The following is a 22,111-nucleotide window of genomic DNA, read 5'->3' as shown; positions in this document are numbered from 1 at the left end:
GCGGAGGCCTCCTGCTTGCTCTCTTCCATCCGGACTGTGACCGTCGGCTCCGGCATCGCACCGGATCTGCTGACCCTTCCATGGGAAGGCGCTCGCGGGCTCCCGGATCGCTCCGGATACCGCCGGTGGGGAATTCCGCCCCGCCCTGAGAACGCTTGGAGACTAACGGGCGGACGCCCGCCGATCAAATCCGCGGGCGACGGAAAGAGCCGGATTCACGACAGATTTTTCCAAATTCCGGCCGGTATCGGGAACGGACGGCTAGTCGGAGATGACGAGGAGGTCGCCGGCGGTGAAGCGCAGCGTCACGGTCTCGCCGACGGCCGGCGGCACGAGGCCGGGGCTGTTGAACATGTCGAAGGAGATGATGCTGTCGCCCACCTTCATGCGCGTGCGGATGACCGAACCGAGGAAATTGGTGGAGACGACCGCGCCGGAAAGCGCCGTATCGCCCTTGGCGTCGGGGGCGATGGAGCCGGCTTCCGGGCGCAGCGCCAGCGAGACCATGTCGCCGGCCTTCACGGTGCCGAGCGGTTCGCGCAGCGTCACGCCCTGGTCGCCGATGGAGACGCGGTTGGCGGCGGGGTCGACCACCTTCGCCTCGATGAGGTTGAGCGTGCCGACGAAACCGGCGACGAAGCGGGTGGCGGGGCGGTTGTAGATTTCCGCGGGCGTGCCGATCTGGTCGGCCTTGCCGGCGTTCATGACGACGATGCGGTCGGAGATCGACAGCGCTTCTTCCTGGTCGTGCGTGACGAAGACCGTGGTGATGCCGAGCTGCTGCTGGATCATGCGGATTTCCTCGCGCAGCGACACGCGGATCTTGGCGTCGAGCGCCGAGAGCGGTTCGTCGAGGAGGAGGACCTGGGGCTTCGGCGCCAGCGCCCGGGCGAGCGCCACGCGCTGCTGCTGGCCGCCGGACATCTGGTAGGGGTAGCGGTCGGCGAGGTGATCGAGCTTGATGAGGCCGAGCATTTCCTTGACGCGCGCGTCGATCTCGGCTTTCGGCCGGCCGGCGACCTTGAGGCCGAAGGCGACGTTTTCCGCGACGTTCATGTTCGGGAAGAGCGCATAGGCCTGGAACACCATGCCGATGTTGCGCTGGTTGGGGCGAAGGTTCATCTGGCTCTTGCCGTCGATGGCGATTGCGCCGCCCGACGGGGTCTCGAAGCCGGCGATCATGCGCAGCACCGTCGTCTTGCCGCAGCCCGACGGGCCGAGGAAGGAGACGAACTCGCCCTTCTCGATGGACATGTTGAAATCCTTGACCACCTGGACGGGGCCGAAGGACTTCTGGATGCTGGAGAGTGTCAGGAAGCTCATGGATGGTCCTTAGACGGGGCTTTGCGTGCCCTTCTGGAAGCGGGAGACAAGCTGGATCAGGCCGAGGCAGCCCCAGGTGATGGCGAAGGCGATCACCGCGAGCGCCGCCGGCTCATAGGCGCGGTTGGCGCCGAGGAGCTGCATGTAGGGGCCGAAGGCCGGGCGGTTGAGGAGGGCGGCCATGGTGAATTCGCCGATGACGATGGCGAAGGTGAGGAACGCGCCGGAAAGCACCGCGACCAGCACGTTCGGCAGGATGATGCGGAAGAGGATCGTCGTCCAGCCGGCGCCGAGGCTCTGGGCCGCCTCCGTCAGCGTCGCGATGTCGATGGAGCGCAGGCCCGTGTCGACGGCGCGGTACATGTAGGGCAGGGCGAGCGTCGCATAGCCGAACATCAAGAGGATGTTCGTGCCGGTGATCGAGCCCGTCAGCGGCAGCCAGCTCGACGTGTTGTAGAGCCGGATATAGCCGAAGACGATGACGATGGCCGGGATGACCAGCGGCAGCAGCGTGACGAACTCGATATAGGGGCGAAGGGCCGGCAGCTTCAGGCGCACCCAATAGGCCGTCGGCACGACGAGCAGCACGCCGAAGAGGATCGTGAACAGCGCCATGACGACGGAATAGGTGAAGGTCTCCTGGAAGCGCGGATCGCCGAGCACGACCGCATAGGCATCCAGCGAATAGACGCCGCGGCGCATCTTCAGCGAGAAGTTGGTCATGCCCATCAGGGGCAGGATGAAATAGAGCAGCCCGATGGCGAGGGCGCCCCAGGCCCAGAACTTCTTCATTTGAGCCACCTTTCGCTGCGCGCGCGCAGCCAGATGTAGATCGTGTTGGCGATGCCCGTCACGACGATCATGCCGAAGGCGAGCGCATAGCCGAGATGGGGATTGCCGAGCACATCGCCGCGGATCTGCGCGAAGAGCAGGATCGGCACGATGGAGAGCGAGGAGCCGGTGAGCGCGATGGCGGTGGCCACGGCCCCGAAGGCATTGGCGAAGAGCAGCGCCAGCGTGCCGAGGAAGGAAGGCAGCAGGATCGGGAAGGCGACCATGCGCCAGTATTGCGCATTGGTCGCGCCGAGGATCTGCGCCGCCTCGCGCCATTCGCGCTTCAGGCCGTCGAGCGCGGGCGTGATGATGAGGATCATCAGCGGGATCTGGAAAAAGAGGTAGGTGACCGTCAGGCCCCAGAAGGACAGGATGTTGAAGCCGAGCAGCCGGAGATCGATGCCGAGCTGGCTCTTGAGGAACACGGTGACGAGGCCGACCGGGCCGAGCGTCGCCAGGAACGCGAAGGCGAGCGGCACGCCGGCGAAGTTGGAGGCGACGCCGGAGAAGGTCAGCAGGGGGCCGCGGATCCATTTCGGCAGGCCGCCGAGCACGACGGCGGCGGCGACCGCAAAGCCGATCAGGCAGCCGAGAAGCGCCGAGGCGATGCTGATCTTGATGGAGATCCAGTAGGCCGAGAGGATCGACCTGGTGAAGAGGCCGTGGATGTTCTCCAGCGTGAAGCCGCCATCGGGCGTCTGGAAGGCGCCGATGACGATGCGCATCGTCGGCATGATGAGGAACAGGAGGACGAAGACCGCGAACGGCGCCGCGCCGAGCCAGTGCAGCGGGAGGCGGAAGGGCGCCCGCGCCGGCGGTTTGGCGGCAGAACTGTCTGAAGACATTACATTAGCCTCATGGGGGTGCCTCACGGCAGGCCGCAATCGCCGCCCCGGCCCGAAAGCCGGAGCGGCGGGAGATGATGTTTACTGCACGTTCGCGCCGACGACGCTGTCCCATGCGCCGGTGACGGCTTCCTGGTTGGCGTTCACTTCGTCGAGCGTCGGGAAGTAGGCCTTCTCATAGGATGCTGCCGGCGGCAGGGCGTCGATCAGGTCCTGCGGAACCTTGCCGGCCTTGACCATGGCGTTGAAACGCACCGGATGGCAATAGCCCTTCAGCCAGCCGAGCTGGCCGTCGTCCGAATAGAGGTGTTCCATCCAGAGCTTGGCGGCGTTCGGGTGCGGCGCGTAGGCCGAGATCGCCTGGACGTAGACGCCGGCAAGGACGCCCTTCTCCGGAACGATGACCTCGGTCGGCGGGTTGCCGTTGAGGGTCTTGGCCCAGCTCAGCGCGTTGTAGTCCCAGGCGATCACGATCGGGGTCGAGCCCTGGGCGAGCGTGCCGGACTTGCCGATGACCGGGACAAAGTTGCCGGCCTTGTTCATCTCGGCGAAGTAGGCAAGGCCCGCTTCACCGGCTTCCTTGCCGGCCTTCGCATCCTTGCCGAGGCCGGCGGCCAGAACGCCGAGGATCGCCTGGTTGGAGGCGCGCGGGTCGCCTGCGAGCGCGACCTGGCCGGAATATTCCGGCTTCAAGAGGTCGGCCCAGTCCTTCGGCGAATTGGCGACGAGGTCCTTGTTCACGAAGAAGGACATGACGCCGTAATAGTCGCCGTACCAGTAGCCTTCGGAATCCTTGACGGCATCCGGAATCTCGTCCCAGGTCGAGACCTTGTAGGGCTGGATGAGCCCTTCGGCCTTTGCCTGCGGGCCGAACGCGAGGCCGACGTCGATCACGTCGGGCGACTGCGGGCCCTTGTTGTCCTTGTTGGCCTTGATGGCCTCGATCTCGTCGGCCGAGCCCGCGTCGGGGTTCAGTTCGTTGACCTGGATTTCCGGGTACTTGGCCTTGAAGGCCGCGATGACGTCGCCGTAGCCGCACCAGTCATGCGGCAGGGCGACGGTCGTCAGCATGCCTTCCTTCTTGGCGGCTTCGACGAGCTCGGCGCTCGGGTCGGCGAAGGCGAGCGAGGAGGACGCGACCACCATGGCGGTGGAGAGCGTAAGCAGACGTTTCGTATATGACATCACGGGTGTTCTCCTTTTGTGTGTCAGTCAACTTCGGCGAAGCTGATACTGGTGGTGCATGAAGGTTATGTGACAGTTTTATTTTGGTTTTTCCGGTGTGCCTCACGCCTTCCCGGGCACCTCCTGGCGCGGTTTGCGAAAGAGCCGGCTGGTCTCGAAAAGACCCTCCAGCGTCTTCATTCGGCCGCTGGTCTCCTCCCAGCCCGAACTTTGCACCGCCTCGATCAGCGCTTCCAGGATGAAGAGCGTCACGACCGAGGAATCCCAGGCGGACGGCGCCTCGATATGCACCCGGAAGACTTTTGCCGCGACCTTCGCCACGGGCGAGGCCCACTGGTCGGTGAAGAGCACGATCTCCACGCCCCGCTCGCGGGCGACCCGGCCGAGCGTTTCCACGTCCTGCTCGTAGCGGCGGATGTCGAAGATGACGAGCACGTCGCCGGCCTTCATATTCAGCACGTAATGCGGCCAGGAGCTCGGGTTCGAGGCGATCTGCGTGACGTTGGGGCGGATGACCTGGAGATGGGTGAAGAGATAGTCGGCCAGCGCCTTCGTGATGCGCCCGCCGATGATGTAGATGCTGCGCTGGCGGTCGGCGAGGAGGGCGGCCGCGCCGTCGAACTCGGCGGTCTCGACCTGTGCGAGCGTCTGGCGCAGGTTCGTCATGATCGCGTCGGCGAAGCGGTTGAGGATATGCGTGCCCGGTGCGTTGGCCGCCCAGCGGTCATGCTTGGTGATGGGGCTCGAAAGGGTGGCCTCCAGCTCGTGGTGGAGGCGCGCCTGGAAATCCGGAAAGCCGCGGAAGCCCAGCTTCTGCACCATGCGCGCGACCGTCGGCGTCGACACGCCGGCATTCTCCGCCACCGTGGTGATGGAGCCGAGGCCGGAGACGGGATAGTTGTCGAGCAGCGATGTGGCCAATTGCTTTTCGGCGCGCGTCAGCGCTTCGAAATGAGCATGGATCACATCCGACACCGTCATGGATGCTTGGTTCAGCGTCAAATTGTTCCCCTGCGCCCCGGTCTTTGCCGAAGTTTTGAAAATTAAACATCGCTGTCACAATTCGAGTCAAATGATTTTTTGAAGAGATTTTTTCAAAACCCCGTTGACAGCGGCAAAACCGTGAAGAATTCTTTTCATCAACGATAAAAGCCGGTCGAGGGGATCAGGCTGATGGGAATTCTGACTGGAGAGGAGGGCGACCCCGTCGCCCTGGAGAACGTTTCCGCACGCGGCAGGGTGATCCTGGTGTGCGAACACGCCTCCCGCCTTCTGCCGAAGGCGCTCGGCACGCTCGGCCTTTCCGACGAGGCGCTGGCAAGCCACATCGCCTGGGATCCGGGCGCGCTCGCCGTCTCGCGGCTGCTTGCCGAAAAGCTCGACGCCACGCTGGTCTTCCAGCGCTTCTCGCGCCTCGTCTACGATTGCAACCGCCCGCCCGAATCGCCGGCCGCCATGCCGGAAAAGAGCGAGGTGTTCGAGGTTCCGGGCAATGCGGCGCTCGACGAGGCGGCGCGCAATGCCCGCACCGATGCGCTCTACCGCCCGTTCCGCGACCGGCTCGGCGCGCTGGTGAAGGGCCGCATCCGCGAGGGCAGGGCGCCGGTCATCGTCACCGTGCACAGCTTCACGCCCGTCTATTTCGGCAAGCCCCGCGCGGTCGAGATCGGCATCCTGCACGACGCGGACGCGCGGCTGGCCGATGCCATGCTGGCCGCCGCGGGCCCCGCCTACAGGACGCTGCGCAACGAGCCCTACGGGCCCGAGGACGGCGTGACGCATACGCTGAAGGAGCACGGCCTTTCCAACGGCGTGCCCAACGTGATGATCGAGGTCCGCAACGACCTCATCCAGGATGAAGCCGGCCAAAGGGTCGTGGCCGACTATCTGGCGGGACTGCTCATCGAGAGCCTGCCCGCCGTTCAATAAAAAGAAGACCCGGGGAGCGGCACGCCCGCGGCGCATATCCCACGCATTTCGTGGGCCTCAGACACAGGCGGCCCTCGGCAATTCCGCCAGGGCCAGTCGAACAGGGGAAAAACATGTCAAATTATTCAGATTCGGATAAGCATGAGGACATGCAGGTCCTGCATTCCATGGGATACGCGCAGGAACTCGAGCGGCGCATGAGCCAGTTCTCGAATTTCGCCGTATCCTTCTCCATCATCTGCATTCTTTCCGGCGGCATCAATTCGCTCGCGCAGGCGACCTCCGGCGCGGGCGGCGCGGCCATCGGCATCGGCTGGCCGGTCGGCTGCTTCGTCTCGGCCGTCTTCGCCGTCGCCATGGCGCAGATCAGCTCGGCCTATCCGACGGCCGGCGGCCTCTATCACTGGGGCTCGATCCTCGGCAACCGCTTCACCGGCTGGCTGACCGCCTGGTTCAACCTGCTCGGCCTCGTCACCGTGCTCGGCGCCATCAACGTCGGCACCTACTACTTCTTCATGGGTGCCTTCGGCACGCCCTATCTCGGCCTGGAGGACACGACGATCACCCGCATCGTCTTCCTCTCCATCATCACCGGCGCGCAGGCGCTCGTGAACCACATGGGCATCGGGCTGACGGCGAAGCTGACGGACTTTTCCGGCTATCTCATCTTCGCCACGTCCATCGTGCTCGCCATCGTCTGCCTTGCGGCTGCCGACAGCTACGACATCGCCCGCCTCTTCACCTTCTCGAATTTCTCCGGCGAGGCCGGCGGCAATGTCTGGCCGGAGACGTCCGGCACCTGGGTCTTCCTGCTCGGCCTTCTGCTGCCGATCTACACGATCACCGGCTACGACGCTTCGGCGCATACCTCGGAAGAGACCGTCAAGGCGGCCCATTCGGTGCCGCGCGGCATGATCTCCTCCGTGCTGTGGTCGGCGCTCTTCGGCTACATCATGCTGTGCTCCTTCGTGCTGATGATCCCGTCCTCCGTGGCGAATGCCGACGGCACGACGACGGACGGCATGATCGCCGCCGCCGCGCAGGGCTGGAACGTCTTCTTCTGGGCGATGGAAAGCCAGGTCAATCCGCTGGTGAAGGACATCGTCTTCCTCGCCATCCTCGTCTCGCAATGGCTGTGCGGCCTTGCCACCGTCACCTCGGTCTCGCGCATGATCTTCGCCTTCTCGCGTGACGGCGGCCTGCCGTTCTCGCGCGGCCTGTCGAAGGTCAGCCCGAGCTACCGCACGCCGGTCGCCGCCATCTGGACGGGCTCGATCCTCGCCGTCCTCTTCGTCTGGGGCTCCTCGCTCGTCTCGATCGGCGATACGCCGGTCTACACGATCGTCGTGTCGTGCACGGTCATCTTCCTCTTCTTCTCCTTCGCGATCCCGATCGCGCTCGGCTTCTTCGCCTGGGGCACGTCGAAGTGGGACAAGATGGGGCCGTGGAACCTCGGCGAGGGCGTCTTCAAGCTCTTCGCCCTCCTGTCGATCGCGGCCATCGTGCTGATCTTCGTCCTCGGCATCCAGCCGCCGAACGACTGGGCGCTCTACATCACCGTCGGTTTCCTCGTGCTCACCGCCATCATCTGGTTCGGGCTCGAAAGCCGCCGCTTCAAGGGCCCGCCGATCGGCGACGAGGTCGCCCGCCGCCAGGCGGAGATCGCGGCCGCCGAAAAGGCCGTCGGCGAAGTCTGATCCTTCCTCCTGCGGGGCCGCGCCGCGGCCCCGCCTTCCTCCGACCAATTCCGGGACCGAACCGCCATGAGCATGACTTACACATTCGATGATCTGAAGAAGGATGTCGCCGAAGGCCGCATCGACACCGTCCTTGCCTGCCAGGTCGACATGCAGGGCCGTCTCATGGGCAAGCGGTTCCACGCGCAGTATTTCGTGGACAGCGCCTACGAGGAGACCCATAGCTGCAACTACCTGCTGGCCACCGACATGGAGATGGACACCGTCTCCGGCTACAAGTCGACGAGCTGGGCGGCCGGCTACGGCGACTACACGATGAAGCCGGACCTTGCGACGCTCCGCAAGCTGCCCTGGCTGGAAGGCACCGCGCTGGTGCTCTGCGACGTGCTGGACCACCACACCCATGAAGAGGTGCCGCACTCGCCGCGCGCCATCCTCAAGAAGCAGGTCAAGCGCCTGGAGGCCATGGGCCTCAAGGCCTATATGGCGAGCGAGCTGGAATTCTTCCTGTTCGACCAGACCTTCGACGACGCCCGAGAGAGCGGCTACCGGGACCTGCGCCTCGCCTCGGGCTACAACGAGGACTACCACATCTTCCAGACCACCAAGGAAGAGGACGTGATGCGGGCGCTGCGCAACGGCCTGCAGGGCGCCGGCATTCCCGTGGAGAACTCCAAGGGCGAGGCCTCGGCCGGCCAGGAGGAGATCAACGTGCGCTATGCCGATGCGCTCGCCATGGCCGACCGGCACGCGATCATCAAGAACGCCACCAAGGAGATCGCCTGGCAGCGCGGCAAGGCCGTGACCTTCCTTGCCAAGTGGAACTACACCGCTGCCGGCTCCTCCTCGCACATCCACCAGTCGCTCTGGAGCGTCGACGGCAAGGAGCCGAAATTCTTCGACAAGGATGCCAAGTACGGCATGTCGGAGATGATGCGGCGCTACGTCGCCGGCCTCCTTGCCCATGCGAGCGAGATCACCTATTTCCTCGCGCCCTACATCAATTCCTACAAGCGCTTCGTCGCCGGCACCTTCGCGCCGACCAAGGCCGTCTGGAGCAAGGACAACCGCACGGCGGGCTATCGCCTGTGCGGGGAGGGCAGCAAGGCCATCCGCATCGAATGCCGCGTCGGCGGCTCGGACCTCAACCCCTATCTCGCCATGGCCGCGCTGATCGCCGCGGGCATCGCCGGCATCGAGGGCAAGTTCGAGCTGGAGGCGCCCTTCGAGGGCGACGCCTATGGCGGCAAGGACATCCGCGAGATCCCGAAGACGCTGCGCGGCGCGGCCGCGGCGCTGAAGGATTCGGCCATGCTGCGCGACGCCTTCGGCGACGACGTCATCGACCACTATGTCCGCGCCGCCGAGTGGGAGCAGGAAGAATACGACCGCCGCATCACCGACTGGGAGGTGGCGCGCGGCTTCGAGAGGGCGTAGAAGCGTTTCGGGATTTGCCCCTCACCCTAACCCTCTCCCCGCAAGCGGGGAGAGGGGACTTGCCTTGCGAAACGGCGAAAGGCAGGAAGCCGGTCCGGCACATCCCTTCTCCCCGCTTGCGGGGAGAAGGTCCCGGCAGGGGGATGAGGGACAATCGAAGCGTCGAAACTGAAATTCCGACAGAACCAACAGGAAGTCGATCATGACTGTGATCAAATGCATATCCCCCGTGGACGGCTCGGTCTATGCCGAGCGCGAGGCGATGCCGCTGGCCGCCGCCGAGGCCGTCGTCGCGCGCGCGAAGAAGGCGCAGAAGGCCTGGGCGAAGCGCCCGCTCGAAGAGCGCGTGCAGCTCGTCCTCAAGGGCGTCGCGCGCCTCAACGAGATGGCCGACGAGATCGTGCCGGAGATCGCCTGGCAGATGGGCCGCCCGGTCCGCTACGGCGGCGAGTTCAAGGGCTTCAACGAGCGCTCCAACTATGTGGCCGAGATCGCCGGCTCCTCGCTCACGCCCATCGTCATCGAGAATTCCGAGCGCTTCGAGCGCCGCATCGAGCGTGAGCCGCACGGCGTCGTCTTCGTCATCGCGCCGTGGAACTACCCTTACATGACCGCGATCAACACGGTCGCTCCGGCGCTGATGGCCGGCAACACGGTCATCATCAAGCATGCCGCCCAGACGCTGCTCGTCGGCGAGCGCATGGTGCGCGCCTTCAACGAGGCGGGCGTGCCGGAGGACGTCTTCCAGAACATCTTCCTCGACCATGACACGACCTCGGCGCTGATCGCCGCCAATTCGTTCGACTTCATCAACTTCACCGGCTCCGTCGAGGGCGGCCGGGCGATCGAGCGGGCCGCCGCCGGCACCTTCACGCCAATCGGCCTCGAACTCGGCGGCAAGGATCCGGGCTACGTGATGGAGGACGCCGACCTCGACGCGGCCGTCGATACGCTGATGGACGGCGCCACCTACAATTCCGGCCAGTGCTGCTGCGGTATCGAGCGCATCTACGTCAACGAGAAGCTCTACGACGCCTTCGTGGAAAAGTCCGTCGCCTGGGTCTCCAACTACAAGCTCGGCAACCCGCTCGATCCCGAAACGACGCTCGGGCCGATGGCGCACAAGCGCTTCGCCGCCACCGTCCGCTCGCAGATCGCCGACGCCGTGTCGAAGGGCGCGAGAGCGCTGGTCGACCCGAAACTCTTCCCGGCCGACGACGGCGGCGCCTATGTCGCCCCGCAGGTCCTCGTCGACGTCGACCATTCGATGGAGTTCATGACGGAAGAGACCTTCGGCCCGGCGGTCGGCATCATGAAGGTGAAGAACGACGCGGAAGCGCTCGCCCTGATGAACGACTGCAAATACGGCCTCACCGTCTCGCTGTGGACGAAGGATGCCGAGCGCGCCGCCCGCCTTGCCGGGGACCTTGAGACCGGCACCGTCTTCATGAACCGCGCCGACTATCTCGACCCGGCGCTGTGCTGGACGGGCGTGAAGGAAACGGGCCGCGGCGGCTCGCTCTCCGTCATCGGCTTCCACAACCTCACGAGACCGAAATCCTACCACTTCAGGAAAGCACTCGCATGACCATCACCGCCAACTGGAGCTACCCGACCGCGATCAAGTTCGGGGCAGGGCGCATCAAGGAACTGGCCGACCATTGCAAGGCCGTGGGCATGAGGAAGCCGCTGCTCGTCACCGACCGCGGCCTCTCGACCATGGCGATCACGCAGGGCGCGCTCGACATCCTCGACGCCGCCGGCCTCGGCCGGGCGATGTTCTCGGAGGTCGATCCGAACCCGAACGACAGGAACCTCGAAGCGGGCGTCAAGGCCTTCAGGGACGGCGGCCATGACGGCGTCGTCGCCTTCGGCGGCGGCTCCGGCCTCGACCTCGGCAAGGCGGTCGCCTTCATGTCCGGCCAGACGCGGCCGGTCTGGGATTTCGAGGATATCGGCGACTGGTGGACCCGCGCCAATTCCGACGGCATCGCGCCCATCGTCGCCGTGCCGACGACGGCCGGCACCGGCTCGGAAGTCGGCCGCGCCTCGGTCATCACCAACTCCGAGACGCACACCAAGAAGGTGATCTTCCACCCGAAGTTCCTGCCTTCGGTCACGATCTGCGACCCGGAACTGACGGTCGGCATGCCGAAGGTCATCACCGCCGGCACCGGCATGGACGCCTTCGCCCATTGCCTCGAGGCCTATTCCTCGCCCTTCTACCATCCGATGAGCCAGGGCATCGCGCTCGAAGGCATGCGGCTCGTCAAGGAATACCTGCCGCGCGCCTACAAGGACGGAACGGATATCGAGGCGCGCGCCAACATGATGTCGGCTGCCGCGATGGGTGCCGTCGCCTTCCAGAAGGGGCTGGGCGCGATCCACTCGCTGTCGCACCCGGTCGGGGCGATCTACAACACGCACCACGGCATGACGAATGCCGTCGTGATGCCGCCGGTGCTGACCTTCAACCGCCCGGCCATCGAGGCGAAGATCGCCAGCGCCGCCGCCTATCTCGGCATCGCGGGCGGCTTCGACGGTTTCTTCGACTATGTGCTGCGCCTTCGCGAGGAGCTCGGCGTGCCGGACAAGCTGTCGGCGCTCGGCGTCGGCACCGACCGCATCGGCGAGATGGCGGAAATGGCCATCGTAGATCCGACGGCCGGCGGCAATCCGGTGGAGCTGACGCTCGACGCGGCCAGGCGCCTCTTCGTGGAATGCATCTGATTTCTTATCGTTAACAATTGACAGGGGCCCGGAAAACATTGGTTTTCCGGGCCTTTTTCTTGCAAAGCGCAAATTCGGCGCCCCGCCTCATTAATCTTCGGGATGCGGAAATTTCCGATTTGTTAACCCTGTTTTGAAAGGTTTCATTAGCGGGCGCCATTCCAACCGGGTCGTCTGACGAGAGCGATGAGGAAGCTCGCAGCATTGTCCAAGAGGAAGCCATGCCAGTCATCACATTTGCCAATGCCAAGGGCGGCGCCGGCAAGACCACCGCTGCCCTGATTCTCGCCACCGAGCTTGCAAGCCAGGGCCACCGCGTCACCATCCTCGATGCCGATCCGCAGCGCTGGATCAGCCACTGGCACGAGATCTCCGGCCGCCAGCGCAACATCGCGGTGATCTCGGAAGTCTCCATGGCCTCCATCCAGTGCCATATCCGCGAGAACCGCGCGGCGACCGACTATTTCATCATCGACCTTGCCGGCGCGCGCGATGCGCTGGTCGCCACCGCCATCGGCCTTTCCGACCATGTGATGATTCCCGTGCAGGGCTGTGCGATGGATGCGCGGGGCGCTGCGCAGATCCTCGAGCTCCTGCGGCAGCTCGACGAGAAGGCCGGCATCCGCATTGCCCATTCGGTGGTGCTGACGCGCATGAACTCCATGGTGACGACGCGCGCCATGACGGCCATCAAGGCGCTGCTTTCGTCCCGCGGCGTGACCGTGCTCGATACGCCCATCGGCGAGCGCACCGCCTTCCGCGATATCTTCGATTGCGGCGGCACGCTCTATTCGATGGATCCGGCCAAGGTCAGCAACCTCGACAAGGCGCGCGAGAACGCTCGCCTCTTTGCCGGCGAGGTGCTGCGTCTGCTGCCGGCCCGCACGCGCATGACGGGCGAGCGCGGCTTCTTCCGCACGATCCGGCAGGCCGCCTGATCTCTCGAAATTGACGATCGTCAGGAACGGCTGCGACGAAGGACGCGGCCGTTTCCTTTTGCCGGCCGGCGTCTTGGTAATGAACAATTTACCATGGCTAACCTAATGATATTCCCACAAAAAGCCGAGCCTGAAGACCCATGACGTCTTCGGCGGGACCCATGAAGGGTCGCGGGGTGGAGCATGCCGCCCCGATGATGCATGTCCTCCTTGCCTGTTCCCGCGTTTCCAGGATGCCTCCAGAATGACTCATGCCTCGCAGACCGCCAGCCCGAACCACGACATTGCCCGCCGGCTCGATTATCTCGGCCTCGACGAGGCCGCGCTGAAGCGCCTGCGCAGCCTGAAGCCCTTCATCGAGAAGGAACTGGGCCCCGCCCTCGACAAGTTCTACGCCATCGTGCGCAAGAGCCCGGAGGTGAGCCATCTCTTTTCCGGCGACGCGCATATCGAGCGGGCGAAGGCCGCGCAGCTCGGCCATTGGGCGAACATCGCCGACGGCGACTTCACGCACGACTATGCCGAGAAGGTGCAGACGATCGGCCGCGTGCATGCCCGCATCGGCCTGGAGCCGCGCTGGTACATCGGCGGCTATGCGCTGGTCGTCGAGCATCTTTTGATGGAAGCCGTGCGGGCGCACTGGCCGAAGCGGGGGCTGTTCGCCCGGCAGGAGACCGGGCCGGAGGAATTCGCCGCGACGCTCACGAGCCTCCTCAAGGCCATGTTCCTCGACATGGACCTTTCCATCTCCGTCTACATGGACATGTCGGACATCGCCAAGCAGCAGGCGGTGCAGGCGCAGGTGGTTGCCGAGGAGCGCAAGATCGTCAGCGACAGCTTCGGCGCCGCGCTGAAGCGCATTTCGGCCGGCGACCTGACGGCGCGTATCATCGGCCCGCTGCCGGAGGCCTACGAGGCGCTGCGCGACGACTTCAACCACGCCATCTCCACGCTCTCGCAGGCCATCGGCAATATCGGCGCGGGAGCCGGCTCCATCCATCTGAGCGCGCAGGAGATCGCGGCGGCATCCGACGACCTTGCCAGGCGCACCGAGCGGCAGGCGGCGAACCTCGAGGAGACGGCGGCCGCCGTCGAGGAGGTGACGACCACCGTGCGCCAGACGGCGCAGAGCGCCAACGAGGCGAACGCCCTCGTCATGGCCGCGCGCGACAATGCCGAGCGCAGCGGCGTGGTGGTCGAGGAGGCGATCACCGCCATGGGCGAGATCCAGGCCTCGTCCGCCGCCATCGCCAGCATCATCGAGGTCATCGACGAGATCGCCTTCCAGACGAACCTGCTGGCGCTCAATGCCGGCATCGAGGCCGCACGCGCCGGCGAGGCGGGCCGCGGCTTTGCCGTCGTCGCCTCGGAGGTGCGGGCGCTCGCCCAGCGCTGCGCGGATGCCGCCAAGGACATCCAGAACCTCATCGCCAAGTCGCACGGGCAGGTCGAGGACGGCGTTCGCTCGGTGGGCGAGGTCGCCCAGTCGCTGCGCCAGATCGTCTCGCAGGTCGTCGAGGTGAGCTCGGTGTTCAACGCCATCCGCGCCAGCACGGCCGAACAGGCGACGGGTCTTCAGGCCGTCAACCAGGCGATCAACGCCATGGACCAGATCACCCAGCAGAACGCCGCCATGGTGGAAGAGGCCAATGCCGCAAGCCAGGCCCTGACGCAGGAAGCCGCCTCCATCGCCGCCCAGCTCAGCGCCTTCCGCACCAGCGGCACGGCGCAGGTCGCCGAGGGCGCGGGGTATGTGCGGGCGGCCTGAGCCGGCCGAACGAAACGGAGACGGGCCGTCCGGCCCGTCTATTTCCGCATCCGGGCTTTCAGCAGATCCATCAGCTTGCCGTCGCGCGGCAGCGCGTCCGCCTTGCCCTCCTCGCTCATCCAGTAGAACTGGCCGGGCTTCAGCCTTTCGGGAAGCTCGTAGTCCATGCCGTCCCATTCGTCCTCGCGGAAGGAGTAGAAGGCCCAGTGGCCGCCTCTCTCCTCCACCGCATCCATGACGTCGGTGAGATAGGTGCCGCAATCGGCCCACAGGCGCATGCAGCCGAATTCGGCTGCGACGACGCGTGTCGGCGGCAGGCCCTCGGCCTTCGCCCAGTCGAAGGCGGCGCCGATATGGCCGGCGACGGCCTTGCGGTCCCAGGTCATCCTGCCGCCGTCGTAGTCGGTCGTGACGCCCGGATAGCGCAGCGGCGTCTTGCGCTTCATGTTCGGCGCGCTCGTCGCGTCATAGGGCTCGTACATGTGGAAGGCGTAGAGCACCCGGTCGTCGGCGAGGCGATGCGGCCAGGCGGCGAGCGCGCGCGGATTGGCGTAGTAGCCGCCGTCGACCATGACCGGCGTGACGGGATCGACGGTCCTGATCGCCGCGATGATCTGCGTGTAGAGGCGGGGCAGGTCGCGCGGGCCGCCGTCATGTTCGGCCTGCCAGGCGAGGCGGTCGGCCGTGGTGCCGTTCTCGGCAAGGCCCGTCGTCTTTTCCGGCGCCGGCTCGTTGAGGAGGTTATAGGCGGCGATGGACGGATGGTCCTTCAGCGCGGCTGCGAGATCGCGCCAGAAGGCGACGGCCTCTTTCGCGAAGGCGGGATCGGACCAGAGCCGGTCGTCGAAAACGCCGCCGTTCTGCTGCTTCCAGCGGGCGCCGGGCAGGCTGAGCGGCGTCACCACGACCTTCAGCCCGGCGGCGTTCGCCGCGTCGAGCGTCGCGCGCAGCCTTGCAAGGTCGCCGGCCGGAAGGCCGCGGTATCCGTCGGCATCGCCGAGCAGGAAATCCCGGCCCTCGCCTTTCCACTTGGAGAAGGTGAGGCGCACCCAGGTCGCTCCGGTCTTGGCCAGCGCGTCGAAATAGGCCTTGTCCGGGGCGGCCGCGTTGAAGCTGTTGCCGCCCTTTTGCGGCGTGTCCCAGAAGCGCATGAGATCGGTGGCGGAGGCGGCGGACGGCAGCAGGAGCGCGAGGCAGAGGAGGGCGGGGCGCAACGTTTCGAGCATGGGATTCCGGATTGCTGGTTTTGGCGAAAGAAGGTTCCTTCACCGGCAAAAGCGGCAATTTGCCGGTTCTCCGCGAGACAAAAAGAGGCTCTCCAAAACAAAAGGCCGGCCCCGGGGCCGGCCTCGAATGCCGTTTCGGCAGGCGTCAGTCGACGAATTCCACCGTCACGCCGGGGCTCGTCATCTTGGCGAGCTCGGTGGCATCCCAGTTGGTGAGGCGGATGCAGCCGTGGCTCTGGGTCTTGCCGATCTTCGAGGGATCGGGCGTGCCGTGGATGCCGTAGGTGGGCTTGGAAAGCGCGATCCAGACGGTGCCGACCGGGCCATTAGGGCCGGGCTGCAGCGTCAGTATCTTGTCGTTGGCGCCCTGCTTGAAGTTGATCTTCGGATTGTAGGTATAGCCCGGATTGAGCGCGACGCGCTCGACCGTGACGATGCCGGACGGGGACGGCGTATCGGCCGAGCCGATGCTTGCCGGATAGGCAGCGATCAGCGTGCCTTCCGCGTCATAGGCGAGCACCTGCCTGCGTCCCTTGTCGGCAAGGATCTTCGCGACCTTGCCGGTCTTCTTCTCGCCGATATCGACTACCTTGACGATGGTGCCGGGAATGGTGAAGTCGACGCCCGGATTGATCTCCTTCAGGTACGCCTCGTCCATGTGGAACTTCTCGGCGAGCATCTCGGTCGTCGAGGTGAAGGACATGTGCGGCAGGGCGGCCTTCTGCGCGTAATCGGCGGGGATTTCCGCGACATAGGGGCCGGCCGCGTCGGCGGCGCTGATCTCGTAGGTGGTGAACGCCATGCCGCCGGAAAGGCGAAGGCGCTCCAGGATATCCTCGGCATTGTTCGGGTCGAGCGTCTCGCCCGTCGCGTTCTGCCAGGCCTCGATGGCCTTGGCGACGTTGGAGCCCTTGCGGCCGTCGATCACGCCCGGCGAAAAACCCTCGCGGTCGAGGAAGACCTGGAGCGCGGTGATCTCGTTGGAGCTCATCTTGCCGATGGCGACGGCCGGGGCGAATTTCGGGCCGGGCACGAATTCGGCATTCGGGTCGGTCGCGCCGTCCTGCGGCAGGGACGCCATCTCCTCGCTGCCGCCGGAAACACCGGGCAGGGGCTGCGAGCCGCCGAACTCGGCATCCGGCAGGGACTGGCGCTCGATATCGCCGGGCAGCGCCTCGCGCATTTCCGGTACGGAGCCCGTCGTCACATCGTCGCCATAGTCGGAGCCGGGCGCCGGCGGGAAATAATCCGGGTTCGTCTCGGGGTAGCCGCGCACCTGGCGATAGCGGTCGCGGCGCGGGCGATAGTCGTCGCCGCGGGCGAAGTAGCGGTCGGCCGGCATGGCGGTGGCGACGATGTCGCCCCAGCTATCGACCAGCACCGTGCGGCCGCGCCCGTCGCGCATCCAGCGCACGCTGCCGTCGTCGGGAACGTAGTCGAGGATATCGCCCTGCGGGGTGACGAGGACCGTGTCGCGGGCGAGCTGATGCTGCTGCGCGCCGGCAGGGGCGGCCGCGAATGCGAGCGCCGAGGCCGCGAAAAGTATCGAAAGGCTTGTTTTGAATATCGAATTCACGATTCTTGACCTGCCGGATTGCACATATCGCGCGGACGGAACACTTCAATTCGGACCTTAATATGGAAAAACTGAATCGATGGTGAACGCAACGTCAACGCTTCCTGCAAAAACTTGCAGTCCGGGATGAAGGTTCCCGCCGGAAGGGGGCGCCCGGCAGGGCATTTCCGCTTTTCTCCCATGCGCAAAAATGCTTCTGTCTGAGCCTGATCGCCCCCCTCTGGAGCCCCGGATGACCTTCGCCCTTGCCGCCGATACGCCCACCCAGTCCTTCCGCCTGGACCTGACGCCGCAATCGGCGCTCGACGTGGCAAGCGCCGTCTTTTCCGGCGTCGACCTTGCGCCGGGCTCGGCCATTCCCTCCGACGGCGATCCGCGCATCGACAGGGCGCTGCCGGGCTTCCTCTTCACCTGCGGGCCGGACCATATCCGCCATCCCGTGCCGGTGGAGGGGGCGGCGGACGGGCGGCTCTATCCTCTGCACGGCTCTCTCTCCTCCCATCCCGCCCGCGACATCCTCTTCGAGGAGGACGAGGGGGAGGCGGTCTGCGAGGGGCGTGTCGCGGCGGCGCTCGCCCATGGCGGGTCGGCCGACCTTGCTCGCCGCTGGCGGGCCGACAGGCGTACGGGGCACATCACGCTCGACGATCTCGTCACGAATACCGGCGATGGCGCATGGCCGCCCTTCGCCATGTACCACATCAATTTCGGCACGGGCCTCTTCGACGACGAGACGCGCCTGACGGGGGCCATGCTGCCGGGCGGCAGCCTTCCCTGGCGCTTCGACGAGGGCGACATGAAGATTTTCTGCGTGCCGGCGGCCGGGAGCGCCGAACACGGCTGGGCGGAGATCGCGGTGGGGCCGATCGCCGCGCTCGGCGGGCGCTCCATGCATATCCGCTTCCGCACCGATACGCTGCCCTATCTCCAGGTCTGGCGGAACCAGTCGCCGGGCTGCGCCGTGCTCGGCATCGAGCCCGTCTCGCACCGGCTCGCCGCGCGGGCGGAACTGATTTCGGCCGGCGAGGCGCCGGAGTTCTCGCCCGGCGAAAGCGTCGGCTATGCGCTCGCCTTCGAGGTCCGCTGACGATTGACGCTTTCGCGGCCTCGGCTTAAACGGTGAGCGCCCCTCATTTCGAAAGGACACGCCCATGGATATCCGCGAGATCAACGACGAATATTCCGTCTCCGGCCAGATCACGGTCGAGGACCTCGACGCGATTGCCGCCATGGGCTTCAAGTCCATCGTCTGCCACCGCCCGGACCACGAAGAGGCCGGCCAGCCGGAATTCGCGTCCATCGCCGCCCGCGCCAGGGAACTCGGCATCGAGACCGCCCATGTGCCCGTCGGCCCGATGGGTGTGACGGCCGAAGCGGTGAACGGCATGGTCGACGCCCTCGACGAACTGCCGCGCCCCATGCTCGGCTACTGCCGCTCCGGCATGCGCTCGACGAAGACCTACGAGCAGACGCGGCATATCCGCGGGTGAGGGAAGGCAGCGGCCGCCAGGGTCGCCTGCCAGTCTTTGCCCCACCCTCTGCCGTCATCCTCGGGCTTGACCCGAGGATCCACAGCCACCCGCACCGGCGATGGATGCTCGGGTCAAGCCCGAGCATGACGAAGGAGAGGGCGCAGGACGAAGGAAGGGATGATGAACGCGTCATCCGCCCCCGGGACGCCAACTCCCAACCTCACTTCCCCTCACGGATATCCGAAAGCGTGCGCGTCGGCGTGATCGCTTCGGGATCGAGCTTCACCTCGATGATCGCCGGCTTGCCGCTGGCGCGGGCGCGCAGGAAGGCGGCGGCGAAGTCTTCCGTCTTCTCCACCGTCTCGCCATGGCCGCCACAGGCGCGGGCGAGCGCGGCGAAATCCGGGTTGGTGAGGTCCGTCGCGCTGACGCGGCCGGGATATTCGCGCTCCTGGTGCATGCGGATCGTGCCGTAGATGCCGTTGTTGATGACGAGCGTGATGATCGGCAGCCCGTAGCGCACGGCGGTGGCGAATTCCTGCCCGTGCATCATGAAACAGCCGTCGCCGGCAAAGCAGACGACCTCGCGCTCCGGATGGAGCTGCTTGGCCGCGACCGCCGCCGGCAGGCCGTAGCCCATGGAGCCGGAGGTGGGGGCGGCCTGCGTGCCGTAGCGGCGGAAGCGGTGGAAGCGGTGCAGCCAGGTGGCGTAGTTGCCCGCGCCGTTGGTGAAGATCGTGTCTTCGGCCGTGTTCTCCTCGAGCCACGCCATGATCGGGCCCATCTGCACGGCGCCCGGGCCGGTCATCGGCGGCGTCGACCATTTCAGGTAGCTCTCGTGCATGGCCTTCGTGCGCGCGGCCCAGCGCGGCGTGGCCTTGGGCGAAAGGCCCCCCAGCGCGGCGACGAAATCGTCCGGCGCGGCGGCGATGGCAAGGTCCGGACGATAGACGCGGCCGAGCTCGGACGGGTCGGGATAGACATGCACCAGCGTCTGCTGCGGATAGGGGCTCTGGAGCAGGCTGTAGGTGGCGGACGGCATTTCCGAATAGCGCCCGCCGATGAGGAGGACGAGGTCCGCCTCGCGGATCTCCTTGCCGAGCGCCGGATTGATGCCGATGCCGCTGTCGCCGGCATAGTTGGGATGCGTGTGATCGAACAGCATCTGCCGGCGGAAGGAACAGGAGACCGGCAGCGACCAGCGCTCGGCGAAGGCGGCAAAGCCCTTGACGCTCTCGTCCGACCAGCGCGTGCCGCCGAGGATGGCGATCGGCCGCTCGGCCTTTTCCAGAAGGGCGGCGAGCGTTTCGACCTGCCTGCGGCCGGGATGGGCCTCGACCGGCATATGGGCCTTCGCCTCCACCGTCTCGACCGCATCCGTCAGCATGTCCTCCGGCAGGGCGAGCACGACGGGGCCGGGCCGGCCGGAGGTGGCGACCGCGAAGGCGCGGGTAACGAATTCGGGAATGCGGCGGGCGTCGTCGATCTCGGCCACCCATTTGGCGACCTCGGTGAAGGCGCGGCGGTATTCCACTTCCTGGAAGGCCTCGCGCTCGCGCGCGTCGCGCTGCACCTGGCCGATGAAGAGGATCATCGGGATCGAATCCTGCCGGGCGATGTGCAGGCCCGCCGAGGCGTTGGTGGCACCGGGCCCGCGCGTGACCATGCAGATGCCGGGCTGGCCGGTAAGCCGCCCCCAGCAGTCGGCCATCATCGCCGCGCCGCCTTCCTGCCGGCAGACGACGACGTCGATATCCGTATCATGCAGCGCATCGAGCACCGCGAGGTAGCTTTCGCCCGGCACGCAGGCGACACGCTGGACGCCGTTTGCAACGAGGGCGTCGACGATCAACTGTCCACCGGTCTTCATGCGCTTTTCTTTCCTGCTTCGAGGGTTGCAAGCTCCGCCAGCACGGCGGCGGTGTGTTCGCCGAGCCGCGGGCTCGGTCGGTCGTAGGCAAGCGGCGTGCCGGAGAAGACGATGGGCGTGCGCACGCCCGGAATGCGGTTTCCGTCCGCATCCGGCAGGTCTATGCGCAGCCCGCGGGCCTTCACCTGCGGATCGTCGAAGGTCTCGGCGATGGAGTTGATGGGGCCGGCGGGAACGCCGTCGCGCTCGCAGGCGGCCAGAAGGTCCGCCTTGGCGAGCTTTACCGTCGCGCCCGTCACGAGGCGGCGCACCTCGTCGCGATGGGCGACGCGCGCGCGGTTCGTCGCGAAGCGCTCGTCGTCCGCCACGCCGTCGAGCTTCAGGATCGCACAGAGTTTCCGGAACTGCCCGTCATTGCCGACGGCGAGGATGATATGGCCGTCGGCCGCCGGCACCACCTCGTAGGGCGAGATGTTGGGATGGGCGTTGCCGAGCCGGGCCGGGGCCTTGCCGGAGGCGAGGAAATTCATGTTCTGGTTCGCCATGACGGCCGACTGCACGTCGAGCAGGGCCATGTCGATATGCTGGCCCCTGCCGGTCTTCATGACGTGGATGAGGGCTGCCTGGATGGCCGCGACGGCATAGATGCCGGTGAAGATGTCGGCGATGGCGACGCCCGCCTTCATCGGCTCGCCGTCCGGCGCGCCCGTCACCGACATGAAGCCGGACATGCCCTGCACGATATAGTCGTAGCCTGCGCGGGCGGCATAGGGCCCGTCCTGGCCGAAGCCGGTGATGGAGCAGTAGATTAGCTTGTGATGCGTCTTCGCGAGGCTCTGGTAGTCGAGCCCGTACTTGACGAGGCCCCCCACCTTGAAGTTCTCGATCACCACGTCGGCGGTGTCGATCAGCCGATGGACGATGTCACGGCCTTCCTCCGTCTTGAGGTCGACGGCGATGGAGCGTTTTCCGCGGTTGGTGGAATGGTAATAGGCGGCGGAAAGATTCTCGCCGTCCGCGCCCGTCACGAAGGGCGGCCCCCAGGCGCGCGTGTCGTCGCCGCCCTCGGGATTTTCGATCTTGATGACGTCCGCGCCGAGGTCGGCGAGCATCTGGCCCGCCCAGGGGCCGGCCAGCACCCGCGCCAGCTCGATGACCCTGATGCCGGCAAGCGGCAGGTTCGATTTGTCCATCGCTCTTTCCTCCTCGCCGGGCGCCCCGCAAGGGCGTGCCGCCGGGCCCTTTGCCCCTTGCCTCTGGATAACAAAAAGCCGGAAGGCA

18 protein-coding genes and 1 riboswitch are annotated in these 22,111 nt (G+C 66.1%); of the genes, 9 read left to right on the top strand and 9 right to left on the bottom strand.

Translation table 11 applies throughout. The features are described from left to right. Positions 1-13 precede the first annotated feature (13 nt). A riboswitch (FMN riboswitch) is annotated at positions 14-157 on the bottom strand. A gap of 104 nt (positions 158-261) precedes the next feature. The 5 genes from HNQ66_RS01895 to HNQ66_RS01875 all read right to left on the bottom strand — a co-directional run bounded on the left by HNQ66_RS01895 (position 262) and on the right by HNQ66_RS01875 (position 5,183). Then, positions 262-1,323, bottom strand: coding sequence for an ABC transporter ATP-binding protein (locus tag HNQ66_RS01895; protein WP_184140266.1), 1,062 nt, complete (start codon positions 1,321-1,323; stop codon positions 262-264). Positions 1,324-1,332: 9 nt separating this feature from the next. Then, entirely contained in the window at positions 1,333-2,115 is a 783-nt protein-coding gene (locus HNQ66_RS01890; RefSeq protein ID WP_184140264.1) for an ABC transporter permease, read from the bottom strand. Further along, complete coding sequence (locus tag HNQ66_RS01885; protein WP_184140262.1) at positions 2,112-3,002, bottom strand: ABC transporter permease; 891 nt, start codon at positions 3,000-3,002, stop codon at positions 2,112-2,114. Before HNQ66_RS01885 ends, HNQ66_RS01890 begins: the two co-directional genes overlap by 4 nt. Before the next feature lie 81 nt (positions 3,003-3,083). Continuing rightward, positions 3,084-4,187: an ABC transporter substrate-binding protein gene (locus tag HNQ66_RS01880; RefSeq protein WP_210308634.1), complete on the bottom strand. Its 1,104-nt coding sequence runs from the start codon at positions 4,185-4,187 to the stop codon at positions 3,084-3,086. A gap of 102 nt (positions 4,188-4,289) precedes the next feature. Then, on the bottom strand, positions 4,290-5,183 hold the full coding sequence (locus HNQ66_RS01875; protein ID WP_246434133.1) for a MurR/RpiR family transcriptional regulator: 894 nt from the start codon (positions 5,181-5,183) through the stop codon (positions 4,290-4,292). Between the two features lie 174 nt (positions 5,184-5,357). On the opposite strand from HNQ66_RS01875, the gene HNQ66_RS01870 reads away from it, so the two are divergent. The 7 genes from HNQ66_RS01870 (at position 5,358) to HNQ66_RS01840 (ending at position 14,686) form a co-directional block, all read left to right on the top strand. Then, complete coding sequence (locus HNQ66_RS01870; RefSeq protein ID WP_184140469.1) at positions 5,358-6,116, top strand: N-formylglutamate amidohydrolase; 759 nt, start codon at positions 5,358-5,360, stop codon at positions 6,114-6,116. 113 nt (positions 6,117-6,229) lie between these two features. After that, positions 6,230-7,813: an amino acid permease gene (locus HNQ66_RS01865; protein ID WP_184140258.1), complete on the top strand. Its 1,584-nt coding sequence runs from the start codon at positions 6,230-6,232 to the stop codon at positions 7,811-7,813. Between the two features lie 72 nt (positions 7,814-7,885). After that, positions 7,886-9,250, top strand: coding sequence for a glutamine synthetase family protein (locus HNQ66_RS01860; RefSeq protein WP_184140467.1), 1,365 nt, complete (start codon positions 7,886-7,888; stop codon positions 9,248-9,250). A gap of 202 nt (positions 9,251-9,452) precedes the next feature. Beyond that, positions 9,453-10,838, top strand: a complete 1,386-nt coding sequence (locus HNQ66_RS01855; protein ID WP_184140256.1) for an aldehyde dehydrogenase family protein — start codon at positions 9,453-9,455, stop codon at positions 10,836-10,838. Next, entirely contained in the window at positions 10,835-11,980 is a 1,146-nt protein-coding gene (locus tag HNQ66_RS01850) for an iron-containing alcohol dehydrogenase (protein ID WP_184140254.1), read from the top strand. The genes HNQ66_RS01855 and HNQ66_RS01850 overlap by 4 nt, the downstream gene beginning before the upstream one ends. A 221-nt stretch (positions 11,981-12,201) precedes the next feature. After that, positions 12,202-12,918, top strand: coding sequence for a ParA family protein (locus HNQ66_RS01845; protein ID WP_184140252.1), 717 nt, complete (start codon positions 12,202-12,204; stop codon positions 12,916-12,918). 244 nt (positions 12,919-13,162) lie between these two features. Then, complete coding sequence (locus HNQ66_RS01840) at positions 13,163-14,686, top strand: globin-coupled sensor protein (protein ID WP_184140250.1); 1,524 nt, start codon at positions 13,163-13,165, stop codon at positions 14,684-14,686. Between the two features lie 38 nt (positions 14,687-14,724). Here the strand turns inward: HNQ66_RS01840 and HNQ66_RS01835 are convergent, their stop codons facing one another. Together HNQ66_RS01835 and HNQ66_RS01830 are read right to left on the bottom strand one after the other, a co-directional pair. Further along, a complete protein-coding gene (locus HNQ66_RS01835; protein WP_184140248.1) occupies positions 14,725-15,912 on the bottom strand; it encodes a glycoside hydrolase family 5 protein in 1,188 nt (395 codons plus the stop codon). 145 nt (positions 15,913-16,057) lie between these two features. After that, positions 16,058-17,488, bottom strand: coding sequence for a L,D-transpeptidase family protein (locus HNQ66_RS01830; protein ID WP_184140246.1), 1,431 nt, complete (start codon positions 17,486-17,488; stop codon positions 16,058-16,060). A gap of 232 nt (positions 17,489-17,720) precedes the next feature. On the opposite strand from HNQ66_RS01830, the gene HNQ66_RS01825 reads away from it, so the two are divergent. After that, positions 17,721-18,575 (top strand): DUF4432 family protein, encoded by an 855-nt coding sequence (locus HNQ66_RS01825; protein ID WP_184140244.1) that lies wholly within the window; start codon positions 17,721-17,723, stop codon positions 18,573-18,575. A gap of 64 nt (positions 18,576-18,639) precedes the next feature. After that, positions 18,640-18,978: a protein tyrosine phosphatase family protein gene (locus tag HNQ66_RS01820; RefSeq protein WP_184140242.1), complete on the top strand. Its 339-nt coding sequence runs from the start codon at positions 18,640-18,642 to the stop codon at positions 18,976-18,978. A 202-nt stretch (positions 18,979-19,180) separates the two neighbouring features. Here the strand turns inward: HNQ66_RS01820 and HNQ66_RS01815 are convergent, their stop codons facing one another. Further along, entirely contained in the window at positions 19,181-20,830 is a 1,650-nt protein-coding gene (locus tag HNQ66_RS01815; RefSeq protein WP_184140240.1) for a thiamine pyrophosphate-binding protein, read from the bottom strand. Then, on the bottom strand, positions 20,827-22,023 hold the full coding sequence (gene caiB / locus HNQ66_RS01810; RefSeq protein WP_184140238.1) for a succinate--glutarate CoA-transferase: 1,197 nt from the start codon (positions 22,021-22,023) through the stop codon (positions 20,827-20,829). The genes HNQ66_RS01815 and caiB overlap by 4 nt, the downstream gene beginning before the upstream one ends. Positions 22,024-22,111: the final 88 nt, after the last annotated feature.

The sequence above is a fragment of the Shinella fusca genome (genome assembly GCF_014203155.1).
GTDB classification, from domain to species: Bacteria; Pseudomonadota; Alphaproteobacteria; order Rhizobiales; family Rhizobiaceae; genus Shinella; species Shinella fusca.
The sequence above is the reverse complement of the archived record's forward strand: the minus strand, read 5'-3'. Positions and strand labels throughout refer to the sequence as shown.

Bases quoted from the DNA above. Each gene is read 5' to 3' on its own strand.
- HNQ66_RS01895 (WP_184140266.1), bottom strand. From the start codon at position 1,323: ATGAGCTTCCTGACACTCTCCAGCATCCAGAAGTCCTTCGGCCCCGTC.
- HNQ66_RS01890 (WP_184140264.1), bottom strand. From the start codon at position 2,115: ATGAAGAAGTTCTGGGCCTGGGGCGCCCTCGCCATCGGGCTGCTCTAT.
- HNQ66_RS01885 (WP_184140262.1), bottom strand. From the start codon at position 3,002: ATGTCTTCAGACAGTTCTGCCGCCAAACCGCCGGCGCGGGCGCCCTTC.
- HNQ66_RS01880 (WP_210308634.1), bottom strand. From the start codon at position 4,187: ATGTCATATACGAAACGTCTGCTTACGCTCTCCACCGCCATGGTGGTC.
- HNQ66_RS01865 (WP_184140258.1), top strand. From the start codon at position 6,230: ATGTCAAATTATTCAGATTCGGATAAGCATGAGGACATGCAGGTCCTG.
- HNQ66_RS01860 (WP_184140467.1), top strand. From the start codon at position 7,886: ATGACTTACACATTCGATGATCTGAAGAAGGATGTCGCCGAAGGCCGC.
- HNQ66_RS01855 (WP_184140256.1), top strand. From the start codon at position 9,453: ATGACTGTGATCAAATGCATATCCCCCGTGGACGGCTCGGTCTATGCC.
- HNQ66_RS01850 (WP_184140254.1), top strand. From the start codon at position 10,835: ATGACCATCACCGCCAACTGGAGCTACCCGACCGCGATCAAGTTCGGG.
- HNQ66_RS01845 (WP_184140252.1), top strand. From the start codon at position 12,202: ATGCCAGTCATCACATTTGCCAATGCCAAGGGCGGCGCCGGCAAGACC.
- HNQ66_RS01840 (WP_184140250.1), top strand. From the start codon at position 13,163: ATGACTCATGCCTCGCAGACCGCCAGCCCGAACCACGACATTGCCCGC.
- HNQ66_RS01835 (WP_184140248.1), bottom strand. From the start codon at position 15,912: ATGCTCGAAACGTTGCGCCCCGCCCTCCTCTGCCTCGCGCTCCTGCTG.
- HNQ66_RS01825 (WP_184140244.1), top strand. From the start codon at position 17,721: ATGACCTTCGCCCTTGCCGCCGATACGCCCACCCAGTCCTTCCGCCTG.
- HNQ66_RS01820 (WP_184140242.1), top strand. From the start codon at position 18,640: ATGGATATCCGCGAGATCAACGACGAATATTCCGTCTCCGGCCAGATC.
- HNQ66_RS01815 (WP_184140240.1), bottom strand. From the start codon at position 20,830: ATGAAGACCGGTGGACAGTTGATCGTCGACGCCCTCGTTGCAAACGGC.
- caiB (WP_184140238.1), bottom strand. From the start codon at position 22,023: ATGGACAAATCGAACCTGCCGCTTGCCGGCATCAGGGTCATCGAGCTG.